Source organism: Bacilli bacterium, from assembly GCA_035326105.1.
Classification (GTDB): Bacteria; Bacillota_I; Bacilli_A; order RFN20; family CAG-826; genus UBA7706.
Map to the genome: position 1 here is coordinate 35,182 of DAOKYO010000001.1, position 13,149 is coordinate 48,330.

Here is a 13,149-nt window from a genome sequence, read left to right on the forward strand (position 1 = left end):
TCCTTTAAAAAATACCGGCCAAGTAATGACCGGTATTTTAGTTTAATGTATATTAGGCTAATTTGTCAAAACTTATGTTTACCCCTTCCTCAGTTAAGGAAGTGACAGCAAAGCGGAAACCAAGTTGCGCGCCGCTGTCGAGTTTATAATTCGTAAATGAATCATAACCGAAGGTGTCACCCTCTTGGAAAAGGAAACTGTTGGAGGCTAAGTTATAGTAGCCCAGCGTCCGATCGGAAGAACCTTGTTGGCGAATTTTCGTTTTTAAAGTTCCGCGATCGCCCGGTTCCATAATTGAAATAAGTTTAAAGGCCGGGTTCATGGAGTAACTCTTCGTATTGTAGTGAGCCAATCCTTGATAATAATTACTTTCCCCAACCGCATCAATATAATCGATTAAGGTAAAGGTAACATCGTTGCCGCTGACCGAGTATGAATACTCCGCAATCCGGGCATCAACGTGGTAAATCTTCACTCCATATTCACTGTAATTAAGCGGATAATAACCGGCGTATCTGCTGGTCGCGTCTTTTTCATTCAAAATTGTCGGCGCATAGAATTCAAGTAAAATGTATTCTCCATACACCTGATTCCTGTAGTTAGGTGCAAGTAATACAAACTGACCATTAAGATTGGATGGCTCCAAGGTAAGTGAAGTTGAATCCGTAACAACGATAGGATCCGCCCAGCCGAGAATCCATTTCGACCAGATATTGTGATCACCGATGTTATAGTCCATCATATCAAGACCGCCTAAAGCTTCATAGTCGACGGTTGGCTCATCGTAGGTATAGTAATCTTCTAGGCCCATTAAATGACCGGTCTCATGGATAAAGGTATGCGCATCAACTTTAGCGGTGCCGTTAGCAATGCTTGCGTAGTTCCATGTTCCGGACGAACTTTTATATTCCGCCTCAAACATAAACTGCCAACTTGCCCACATAAAGTTGAAAGGAACCGGCGAAGCCACATTGGCGTTATTGTCGGTCCAAGTCACGTAGGCCCAATAGAAATCATCGTCGGACGAAGTTGCGTCACCGGAAATACTGGCACTATAGATTAGATAAACAGCGTCAACATAACCATCGCCATCCGTATCATATTGCTTGGTCGATTCTTCTCCGTTGACACTCTTATACCACTCAACTGCATTATTGACGATATCATGAACGTTAGCAGTTCCGCCGGCAGCGGCTTCTGATTTGCTTAAGCCGCAACTCCACCAATCGGTAACCTCTCCGCTAAAATTTAAATGATTAAAACTTGAAACTGAATAGTATTCAGCCAAGGAATACCAACTGGTTGTGCCGGTTTCCCCAAAGAAAGTATCATGGATATAAGAGCGAATTTGTTCGGCTCCTCCGGGCAGACTTGATGCCGGAGCATCCGTAAATTCGACTGGAATAACCAATAACTTTTGGTCTCCAGTTGAAGGCATATCCACATACCCATCCGAGGTGCGGACATCATAGTGAGTGGAACCGGTCAAATACTCTGATGAGTTCAACTGATAATAATTGCTTGGTGTATTGGGGTGATTGACAATCTCAATCGAACTGGACGCTTCAGACGAAGGCGTTGATTCACTGGTTGTACTTTCACTAACACTGGTATTTGACTCGCCAGAAGTTACTTCACTACTGCTCCCTCCCCCATTTGCGCAGCCAACGATCAATAAAGCCGAGGCTACTGGAATTAATAAACGAATTTTTTTCATACTCTATCCTCTTTTCATGTATGCTTACGTTATTACTAAGTGTCATTGAGGGCAATCAAAAACTATCTTTGTTTATTGTGAAAGCGGTTTCTTTTTTTTGGCCGGCCAAAACGATTGTACAAGTAGCAAAATGACAAGTATTGGAATGAAACCGGGAACATAAAAGCCCGTTCCAAAGGGAATAAAATGACCGAAACGATCACAGTAAATTAAATCAAAAATCAACACTAATTCGCCCATTATAAATATTCCGGTTAAAACATATTCCTTAATTCTATCGGCAGATATATTTATGGCAATTGACCCCTTAAAAATCGGCTTTATGATGACAAGTATTAATTCTAAAGAAATTAAAACGATGAACACATTGGGACTAAAGGTTTTAAGCATTCCTAAAATTAACGGCACTATGAATGCGGTCAACAAAAGAATAATCGCATAGATCAAAATCAAGACCGGTTTTCTTGATTTTTGCGCTTTAGTATCTTTATTTAAAATATCGATCGGAGAAAAAGCAAAAAGGCTTAATATCATCGTTATCAATAGTGACTGTGAATTCATCTCCCGGTCCTTGTCTATATTTTCTTTTAGATCATAACTATTTAGAAAATATACGAAGGTCGTCGGTAGTATAACTAGAATACTAGTCAAATCAAAATGAAGAAAACTTAGCGGCTTGATGAGTAAAAAGAAAGATGATTGATAGGTGTCCCAGGCAAAAGAAGTCTCGACAATATGCGGAAAATCTAGGAGGGAGCGGTTGCCTATCGCTTCGACAAGGCCAAAAAGCAAAAGTAAAAACAGAAGCGCAAATGAGATTATCCGCAATACATTCGGCCTTGATTTCACCTTAAGAATACGTACAACCGCCAGCGCACAACCGATCACGGTCAGGGCTAATAACGGCCAGTTGATTAAAGAAAACGTATTCAACTGAGTGAAGATTAAAACAATTAAGCCCCCTATAATGAAGAAAACTTTTAAAGCCTGACGGATTTTTAAGGGCAAGAAATGCTTCATTATCCTTGGCGGCAAAAAATGAAAAATAATTGACAGAAGAATAAAAAAGATTCCCGCTAACCAAAAAGTAACAATCAGTCCGCCACGGTATATGCTGATTTCGCTTTCACTGCCGCTGCCCGTAAAAAAGAAAAGAAGCATCACAATTGGTCCAATAAAGAGCGGATCTAATCGAATAAAAAAATCCTTTGATCCGGCAAACTTCACAATAAGCGATAGCGCAATCATCAATAATAAAATGGCCGGAAAAAGATCCGGCATAAACATAAAAAACATCAAACCGCTTAAAAGCAAGATAAAATATTCCTTTAGAGCCTTTAAAAGGGAATCTGTCATTTCTGCTTTGAAGGGAAGGCCTAATTTAATCATAATGTCTATATTATATATTTTTTTTGGCCTCTAGGACAAAAAAACCCACCTAAATTTTTAGGTGGGTTTATCTTACGAATTACTTATCGTAATCGCTTTTATAATGATCATCAACCTCTTCCATTTTTTCGCGAACTTCAAAGGCGTCAAGCATACCCGTTTCTTCCTCGCGCGTAAGCATGCCCCGACCCGCAGGAATGAGCTTGCCGGTAATGACATTTTCCTTCAAGCCATGAAGAGGATCAATCTTGCCCTTAATCGCCGCATCGGTAAGAACCCGGGTTGTCTCTTGGAAGGAAGCTGCAGAGAGGAAACTTTCCGTTTCCAATGCCGCCTTGGTAATTCCAAGAATTAATGGCCGAGCAACCGCTGGCCGTTTGCCTTCGTTAAGCGCCTGCTCATTAATATCGGTAAAGCGAATGACATTGACCCGCATTCCCGGTAATAATTCAGTATCACCGCCATCGACGACAACGACTTTACGCAACATTTGCCGAATGATAACTTCAATGTGCTTATCGGAAATATTGACCGCGGCTGAAACTCGATAAACCTTCTGAACTTCATTGAGAATATAGTTTTCAACCGCCGTAATATCACTGACCTCAAGTAACTTCTTCGGAGAGATTGTTCCCTCCGTCAACCGTTCGCCATTCTTGACCTCTTGCTTCATGCTCACCCGTAAACGGGCTCCGTAGTTAGTGAGGTAAGTCTTGCTTTCAAGATCGTTTTTAACTTCAATCGTAAAGCGTCCGTTGCTCTCCGAAATGCCCGATACAACACCGGATATTTCCGAAATGACGGCTTCACCTTTTGGATTGCGAGCTTCAAATAATTCTTGAACCCGAGGTAGACCTTGCGTAACGTCTTCTCCACCGGCAACACCGCCGGTATGGAAGGTACGCATCGTCAATTGGGTACCGGGTTCGCTGATAGATTGAGCGGCCATAACGCCGACCGCATCGCCAATTTCAACTTCTTTGCCCGTTGCCAAGTTACGACCGTAGCAGTGACGGCAAACTCCGTCCTTGGTTTCGCAACCGAACAATGAACGAATTTCGACTGATTCAACATTGGAGTTGCCAACTCGTTTGGCATCATCTTCGTTAATCAACGTATTGCCCTTAATAAGCAATTCACCCGTTTTCGGATCGACAATATCCCGAACCGCATACCGGCCGATAAGCCGATCGGCTAAGGAGACAATAACTGATTTTTGTCCTTGCTTGGTCTCACTGATTTCCGTGACAACAAAGCCATGATCGGAATGACAATCGTCCTCCCGAACGATGACATCTTGTGCTACGTCGACAAGTCTACGCGTTAAGTAGCCTGAGTCGGCGGTTTTTAATGCGGTATCAGCACCGCCCTTACGAGAACCGTGTGAGGCGATAAAGAACTCGGAAACGGAGATTCCCTCCCGGAAACAGGATTTAATCGGAAGCTCAATCGTATCACCATTTGGCGAACTCATAAGTCCCCGCATACCTTCAAGCTGCAAGAAGTTCGAGATGTTACCGCGAGCTCCGGAATCCTTCATCATAAATAGAGGGTTGTGTTTATCGGCATCAAACTGAATGGTCAAGGCATCCTTAACTTTATCCGACACATCCTGCCATGTTTCAATGACGTGAGCATGACGTTCCGTTTCGGTAAGCAGGCCTTTTGCAAACGCATGGTTAATCTTAGCCACTTGCGCATCGCCGTTAGCAATAATTTGATTCTTGCCTTCAACAAGACGAATATCCGCGATACCGACCGTAAGTCCCGCCACCGTAGAGAAACGGAATCCCTGGTCCTTGATTTTATCAAGTACAGCGGATGTTTTCGAAGTTCCATAGCGGTGGAAAACACTGTCGATTATTCTGGAAATATCGCCTTTTTTAACGGGGGAACGCAGAGGAATTGAAGCGATCGCTGACTTAATATCCGTTCCTCTAGGAACAAAGAATTTAATCAAATCGTTTTCAAGGTTCTCTTTTGTCGGCTCGTTGACATAAGGGAAATCGGCCGGGAAAATTAGGTTAAAGATAATCTTGCCGACGGTCGTTAACATATAGGAGTTGTTCATCTCGACGGTAAAGCCTTTTTTCTTCAAGGCCGAGCCCGGAATGGCAATTCGGTTGTGAAGATGCACTTGCTTAGTCTGATAGGCTAAAAGCACCTCTTCAATTGATTTAAAAACCTTGCCTTCACTTGCGGCATACATATCGTAAAGAGCGGCTTCTTCCTCGTCGCCGCGCGCCCGATCATCCTCGGCCCGCTTGCTAAATTCTTCCTTATCTTCTTCGGTCGTAAGGTAATAGTTACCGATAACCATATCTTGAGAAGGAGTGACAATTGGTCGGCCGTCTTTCGGGCCAAGAATATTGTTGCTGGCCAGCATAAGATCCAATGCTTCCTCTTGAGCGGCTTTGCCCAAAGGAACGTGAACCGCCATCTGGTCACCATCAAAGTCAGCATTGAAACCAGTACAAACTAGAGGGTGAAGACGAATTGCCCTTCCCTGAACCAGAACCGGTTGGAAAGCCTGAATACCTAGACGGTGAAGCGTTGGGGCCCGGTTTAGTAAAACTGGGTGTTCGCCAATAATCCGCTCGATAATATCGAAAACCGATTCATCATATTTATCGATTAACTTGTCAGCATTCCGATGCCCGTTGGCTTTGCCTTCGGTAATTAAAACACTGGCGATAAAAGGACGGAATAGTTGAATTGCCATTTCGACCGGAATACCGCATTGATACATCTTTAAGCTTGGACCGACGGCAATAACCGAACGTCCGGAATAGTCGACCCGCTTACCTAGAAGATTCTGCCGGAAACGACCTTGTTTACCTTTTAAGGCACTGGAAAGAGATTTTAAAGGCCGACCGCCGCTGCCGGTGACCGGTTTGTTTCTCCGTCCGTTATCAATCAAAGCATCAACCGCTTCCTGAAGCATCCGCTTTTCGTTCATAAGAATGACGCTGGGCGCATTCATTTCAATCAGTTTCTTAAGCCGGTTGTTACGGGTAATAACCCGACGATATAAGTCATTTAAGTCGCTGGTGGCAAACCGACCGCCATCAAGTTGAAGCATCGGACGTAAATCCGGTGGAATAACCGGAATGACGTCTAAAATCATCCATTCGGGACGATTCTCTGAATTACGGAAAGCTTCGATAACTTCAAGACGTTTAACATCTTTCTGCCGCCGTTGTCCGGTGGAGTTTTTGAGCGATTCCGTAATGCCATTAAACTCCTTGTCGAGATCAATCTCTTTCAAAAGACGCTTAATAGCTTCCGCACCTTCGCCAAATTCGGCTCCCGTATATTTAGAAATAAATTTTGAAACCGTGTAAAAGTCGAATGGTTGGGCAACATTTTCCATCTTAGCCACAATCTCTTCAGCTTGAGCGGCCTCGTAGGAACCTTCGGGAAGGGTATCCTTGAATTCCTGAATCGTAAGTTTAAAGACATCACGGGCAACCTTCTCATCCAAATATTCCTTATAATAAAGAACCTTAGATGTACCTGGGTTTAAACAAATGTGTCCGGCAAAATAGATAACTTCCTCTAATTGCTTGGGAGACACGTCAAGGATTAATCCCATGCGCGATGGAATTCCCTTTAAATACCAAATGTGGGAGCAGGGTGAGGCAAGTTCAATATGCCCCATTCTTTCCCGCCGCACTTCGCTCGAAATAACTTCAACGCCGCACTTTTCGCAAACGATATTACGATTGCGTGAGCGCTTATACTTTCCGCAGTGACACTCATAGTCCTTGCTAGGACCAAAAATGCGTTCACAAAATAAGCCTTCCATTTCCGGCTTTTGAGACCGGTAGTTAATGGTCTCGGGCTTTTTTACCTCACCATGAGACCAGGAACGGATTTTTTCGGGGGAGGCCAGGCCCACTTTCATAGCCGCCAGGCGATTTACATCAAACATTTTTCATTCCTCCTTTTATTCTCCGTCTGCAATGGTAGACGTTAATTCCGTTTCATCCACGACAATCTCTTCTTGATCATCGCCTTCGTCTTTATCGCGGATTGAACGACGAATACGTCTTTCCTCTTCGATATTATCTTTGGCGATTTGGTTGAGATCGATGGAACTACCATCCGAATCGAGCAATTGAACATCAAGCGCAAGTCCTTGGAATTCTTTGGTTAGAACCTTGAAAGATTCTGGAATGCCGGGTTGCGGAAGCGGCCGACCCTTAATGATTGACTCATAGGCCCGACGACGCCCAACACGGTCATCCGACTTGATGGTAAGAATTTCCTGCAGAGTATGAGCCGCTCCATAGGCTTCGAGCGCCCAAACTTCCATTTCACCGAATCTCTGACCGCCATTTTGTGCTTTACCACCGAGTGGTTGTTGAGTGACAAGGCTATATGGTCCGGTCGCCCGAGCATGTAGTTTATCATCAACCATGTGTACCAATTTAATCATATACATAACGCCGACACTGATTCGTTCATCAAAACGTTCACCGGTACGGCCATCATAAAGAATGGTTTTTCCGTCCTTGGGAAGTCCGGCCTCATTCATGAGCGCGAAAATTTCCTCATTGCTCATTCCGTCAAAAACGGGAGTTGCAATCTTGATTCCCAAACGCTTGCAGGCCATGCCTAAGTGAATTTCCAAAATCTGACCGATGTTCATCCGTGAAGGAACTCCGAGTGGATTCAACATGATATCCACGGGTGTGCCATCCGGCAGGAATGGCATATCTTCTTCCGGAAGAATGCGAGAAATAACACCCTTGTTACCATGCCGTCCGCTCATCTTATCACCCTCGGAAATCTTCCGTTTTTGAGCAATATAAACGCGAACAACTTGATCGACACCCGGAGGTAACTCATCTCCGGCTTTACGAGTGAATATTTTTACGTCAACAACCGTTCCGGCTCCGCCATGCGGAACCCGAAGGGATGTATCTTTTCCTTCTTTAGCCTTGTCAGAGGCTATTGCCATCATCAGTTTTTCAACCGGAGAAGGTTCACTTTGTCCCTTTGGCGTGGTCTTGCCAACGATAATATCGCCTTCTTTGACCTCCGCTCCAGGAACAATAATTCCCCGTTCATCCAGATACTTCTTCGCATCTTCACCCACGTTTGGAATGTCGCGGGTAATCTCTTCTTTACCAAGTTTGGTTTCCCGGCATTTGACATCGTATTCTTCGATATGAATAGAAGTGTAGACGTCGTCTTTCACAAGTCTTTCACTCATGATAACCGCGTCTTCATAGTTGTATCCGTTCCAAGTCATAAAAGCTATCGTGACATTTTGTCCGAGGGCTAAATCGCCATTCTCCATCGCTGGTCCATCGGCGATAACGTCACCCGTCTTAATCACTTGGCCAATATTGACTATCGGTTTTTGGTTGAAGCAGGTTCCTTGGTTACTACGGGCATATTTTTGAAGCAGATAAACCTTCTTCGTGCCGTTCTCATCAACGATAATTTTCCGTGAATCGACATAAGTGACAATGCCATCGGCTTTGGCCACGACGGAAGATCCGCTGTCGTGGGCAATCTTCGCTTCCATACCCGTGCCAACAAAAGGCGCGTGTGGTCTTAATAGTGGCAGCGCCTGACGTTGCATGTTCGCACCCATAAGGGCCCGCATCGCATCATCGTTTTCAAGGAAAGGAATACAGGCGGCCGCAATCGAGACAATCTGTTTAGGGGAAACGTCAATATAATCAATTTTAGTTGGAGACACAACAATGTTTTCGCCATCATGACGAGCTACGACATTTTCATCAATAATAATGTTATCCGCATTCAGCTTGACATTGGCTTGGGCAATAACAAATTCGCGCTCCTGATCGGCCGATAAGTACTCACTGCGATCAAGAACTTTTCCGGTTCCTCTTTCCACTTTCCGATACGGAGTTTCAAGGAAACCATACTTGTTGACCTTTGCATAGCAAGCGAGGTTATTAATAAGACCGATGTTTTGACCTTCTGGGGTTTCAATCGGACAGATACGACCATAATGTGAATAGTGAACGTCACGAACCTCAAAACTGGCTCTGTCTCTTGTAAGACCGCCAGGTCCTAAAGCCGATAACCGACGTTTATTCGTTAATTCCGCGAGCGGATTGGTTTGATCCATAAACTGCGAAAGTTGCGAACTGGCAAAGAATTCTTTAATACTCGCCGTTAATGGACGAATATTAACTAATGATTGCGGAGTCACGGAATCAATTTCACTAATGGACATTTTTTCTTTAACGGCCTTGGCCATTTTTGAAAGTCCGATCCGGAACTGATTTTGAATTAATTCTCCGACGCAGCGAACACGACGATTGCCCAAATGGTCAATGTCATCCGTTTGGCCGATGCCAAATTGAATATTCATAAAATAAGAGAACGTAGCAATCATGTCGGGGATTGTCACACATTGATCAGAAAGGGTCAAATCCGTTCCCACAATAGAAACGATTCTCTCTTTCTTATCATTAGTATAGACTTTGACTACATTAACCGCGTCATGTGAATCTAGAGATTGATTGATGGAAATATGCTCGACATGAGCACCTTTCTCAAAGAATTTTTGAGCTTGTAAATCCTCGACTATTTCCTTAGTTAATAAGGTTTCGGCAGGGAAAACAATCTCTCCATCGGCACTGACGAGATTTTCCGCTAAAATCATGTCCGTTAAACGGTTATAAATGCCTAATTTCTTAGCAAATTTATAACGTCCAGCCCGTCCCAAATCATAGCGTTTATGATCGAAGAATTTCTGCACGATAAAGTTGGCAATTCCTTCTTCAGTCGACGGTTCTCCCGGCTTAAGTTTCCGGAAAATTTCAAAAAGAGCTTGATTTGAACTCCGTGTTTCCGCATCTTTGCGCAAGGTGAGTTCCAACGGAGACAATTCGTCATCTCCCTTTTCATCCGCTTTCTTTTTACGTGATTTTTTGGCCGGATGGGAATCAAAAAGTTCCAATGTTTTCTCATCGTCCGTAAGACCGAGCGCCTTAAGGAAGATCGAGGCAAACATCTTTCTTTGCCGGTCAATTCGAACATTGAGAATATCTTTGGCATCACTTTCAAATTCGAGCCAAGTTCCTCTGGTCGGAATCAGGTCGCCTTCAAAAATCCACTTTCCGGACTTATCCATTGTCTTTGACATGTAGGCGTCTGGTGAACGCACAAGTTGGCTCACGATAACGCGCTCAGCACCATTGACAATAAAAGTGCCCGAATCGGTCATTAACGGGAAGTCGCCCATAAAGACATCGCTCTCTTTAATTTCGCCGGTTTCTTTAAACCGCAAACGAAGTTTAACTTTTAAAGGAGCACTATAGGTAAAATCTCGGGTTTTGCATTCTAAATAGTCATATTTTGGTTCTTCAAAGTGACATCCAACATACTCGATGACTAAATTGTCCGCGTAGTTGTTAATTGGAAATACATCTTTTAGAACCTCTTCGATTCCTTCGCTTAAGAACCACTTGAAGGAATCCGTTTGGATTTCCACCAAATAAGGAAGAGATAGAGTTCCGGAGATTTTTGAAAAATCAATCCGGTGATTGGTCAAAGTTTTTTTAGGTAAATTGAAGTTGTTAGACATAAATGGCCTCGCTTTGCTTGTTATTTTTGCTCGTTATTTCGTACTGCATGGAAGATATAGTAACCGTGATCTCGCTTCACTAGTTCACAATTACCAAACAACTCTGCCACAAACTTCTGGGCGCTGGGTGCGCCATGGCTCTTTCGCATTACGAAGAAGAGCGAACCGCCATCAAATAGATGGTCGTAACCTTCCTTGAACATTCTGTAGACGGTATTTTTTCCGGCACGAATTGGGGGATTAGTTACAACGGCAACAAATTTTTCGTTCTCCCTAAGAGCTGAGCAAACGTCGCTAGTTCGAACTTCGATATCCGCTAAATTGTCGCGCCTAATATTTTCCTTCGCCATTTTAATCGCTCGTTCATTAATTTCGAGCATGATTACCTTTAGTTCGGGGAAAAATGTTTTCAAGGTAATTCCAATTACTCCAATCCCAGCTCCGAGATCGAGAATTGTTCCGCTTAGATTGATAGAAGTGAGGTGCTTAAGCAGCGCCTCACTTCCTCGATCTAACTTGCCTTGACTAAAAACGCCATAGTCACTAATAAGGGAGAAAGTGTGGTTGGATATCGTATATTCAATCAGATGCGGCTGGCTTTTAACACCCTCGTCACTGGTAAAATAATGGCTCACATTCTCACCCCCCTAAAAGCGCGAAAAACCCGCCTATTGGTAAGCGAGTTTTAACGTCTAGACTCTAGCTAACTTATTTGATTTCGACTTCAGCACCGGCTTCGACAAGAGCTTTCTTGTGTTCTTCGGCTTCGACTGGAGAAATCTTCTCTTTGATAGCAACTGGAGCCTTGTCAACTAACTTTTTGGCATCCATAAGTCCGAGACCGGTAATGGCCTGGACTGCTTTAATTACTTGAACCTTCGTTGGGCCAACCGCCTTAACGAATAGCGAGACTTCAGATGGTCCCTTAGCAGCTTCTTCTTCAGCTGGAGCAGCAGCGGCCGCAGCGACTGGAGCGGCGGCGGAGACACCGAATTCTTCTTCAACAGCTTTTACTAAATCATTGAGTTCGAGAACGCTCATCTCTTTAAGAGAGGCAATAATCTCTTCTTTTGTTAACTTTGCCATGTTTTTTTCCTCCTGATGGTATTAGTTTTGGGCATCGGCAACGGCTTTAATTGTAGCCGCGAATTGCCGGATTGGTGCGTTCAGCACCGACAAGAACATAGAAATTAGGCCGTCGCGTCCCGGTAACTTTGATAAAGTAACCAATTGCTTGCCATCAAGTAAAGAACCTTCAACGATTCCACCTTTGACAACCAACTTATCGTTGGCCTTCGCGTATTTGGTAAGGACTTTGGCTCCCGAAATTGCATCATCTGCAAATATGATAGCATTAGGTCCTTCGAGCAATGGATTAAGGCTTGTATATCCGAGTTCAGCAGCCGCACGTTCGACCAATGAATTCTTATAAACCGCCAACTTCGCATTCTCTTTTTTGAGCAACCGACGAAGTTCAGTTAATTCCGCCACAGTCAATCCGCGATATTCGCAGATAAGAACTGATTTGGCGTTTTTGGCCGATTCAACGACTTCCTTAACTACCGCTTCTTTCGCTTGCAAAGCGCTCTGATTCATAGTTCCACCTCCTGTAAAAAATTTTTGTATTTTCTGAGGCTTCCAATATCCATGAGTAACTCCCTGGATGGGAGTTTTCGAGAATAATCTTTATCCTACACCTCGGCAACATTATTAAGCTTTAATCTAGCCGTTGCTGTCTTTGGTATATTGAATGCTTTCGAAACTTAATTAGCGACCATTAAAAGTAATATGGATAGCTGGTCCCATGGTCGTATGGATAACAGCGTTCTTAATGTAGACTCCCTTTACGCTTGACGGACGAACATGAACTATCCGCTCGCAAATGGCGTTTAGGTTGTCGGCGAGATCACTAGCGGAGAATGAAGCCCGGCCAAAGGAAACATGCATATTGGCTTCCTTGTCGAGACGATATTCAATCTTTCCGGCTTTAACCTCAGCAACAGCTTTTGCAACATCCATCGTGACCGTTCCGGCTTTAGGGTTTGGCATCAGGCCTTTCGGTCCGAGAACCCGGCCTAATTTTCCGATTTCGCCCATCATATCTGGGGTGGCGATGATTGTATCAAAAGCAAACCAGTTTTCATTTTTAATCTTGTCGAGCATTTCCTTGCCACCGAAGAAATCGGCGCCGGACTCTTTTGCTTCATCAAGTTTGGTGTTGGTAATGACTAAAACTTTTTTGGTTTTGCCATTGCCGTGGGGGAGCACTAACGTACCCCGAATTTGTTGATCCGCTTGACGGGGATCAATGTTTAAACGGAAAGAAACATCAACGGTACTATCAAATTTGGTGGTAGAAGTTTTTTTAACGAGCTCAACCGCATCCGCAATCTCGTAAAGCTTCGTCGCATCAACAAGAGACGCAACCGCTTGATACTTTTTACCTTTCTTCATAAAATTTCCTCCT

General features: G+C 43.8%; 8 protein-coding genes and 1 other annotated feature. All 8 genes read right to left on the reverse strand.

What is annotated here, in order from left to right; translation table 11 throughout:
* Positions 1-52 precede the first annotated feature (52 nt).
* The gene (locus PKC96_00160) at positions 53-1,717 is read right to left on the reverse strand and encodes a hypothetical protein (GenBank protein ID HML99737.1); all 1,665 of its coding nucleotides are present in this window, start codon (positions 1,715-1,717) and stop codon (positions 53-55) included.
* 72 nt (positions 1,718-1,789) lie between these two features.
* A complete protein-coding gene (locus PKC96_00165) occupies positions 1,790-3,106 on the reverse strand; it encodes a hypothetical protein (GenBank protein HML99738.1) in 1,317 nt (438 codons plus the stop codon).
* Positions 3,107-3,185: 79 nt separating this feature from the next.
* Complete coding sequence (gene rpoC / locus PKC96_00170; GenBank protein HML99739.1) at positions 3,186-7,040, reverse strand: DNA-directed RNA polymerase subunit beta'; 3,855 nt, start codon at positions 7,038-7,040, stop codon at positions 3,186-3,188.
* A gap of 15 nt (positions 7,041-7,055) precedes the next feature.
* On the reverse strand, positions 7,056-10,682 hold the full coding sequence (locus PKC96_00175; protein HML99740.1) for a DNA-directed RNA polymerase subunit beta: 3,627 nt from the start codon (positions 10,680-10,682) through the stop codon (positions 7,056-7,058).
* 20 nt (positions 10,683-10,702) lie between these two features.
* Positions 10,703-11,317, reverse strand: coding sequence for a methyltransferase (locus PKC96_00180; GenBank protein ID HML99741.1), 615 nt, complete (start codon positions 11,315-11,317; stop codon positions 10,703-10,705).
* A gap of 73 nt (positions 11,318-11,390) precedes the next feature.
* Positions 11,391-11,768 carry a 50S ribosomal protein L7/L12 gene (gene rplL / locus PKC96_00185; GenBank protein HML99742.1) on the reverse strand — a complete coding sequence of 126 codons (378 nt, stop codon included), beginning with the start codon at positions 11,766-11,768 and terminating at the stop codon, positions 11,391-11,393.
* A 21-nt stretch (positions 11,769-11,789) separates the two neighbouring features.
* Positions 11,790-12,278 carry a 50S ribosomal protein L10 gene (gene rplJ, locus PKC96_00190; protein ID HML99743.1) on the reverse strand — a complete coding sequence of 163 codons (489 nt, stop codon included), beginning with the start codon at positions 12,276-12,278 and terminating at the stop codon, positions 11,790-11,792.
* A gap of 44 nt (positions 12,279-12,322) precedes the next feature.
* Positions 12,323-12,442 (reverse strand) — a sequence feature (ribosomal protein L10 leader region).
* Between the two features lie 7 nt (positions 12,443-12,449).
* A complete protein-coding gene (gene rplA, locus PKC96_00195; protein HML99744.1) occupies positions 12,450-13,136 on the reverse strand; it encodes a 50S ribosomal protein L1 in 687 nt (228 codons plus the stop codon).
* Positions 13,137-13,149 lie beyond the last annotated feature (13 nt).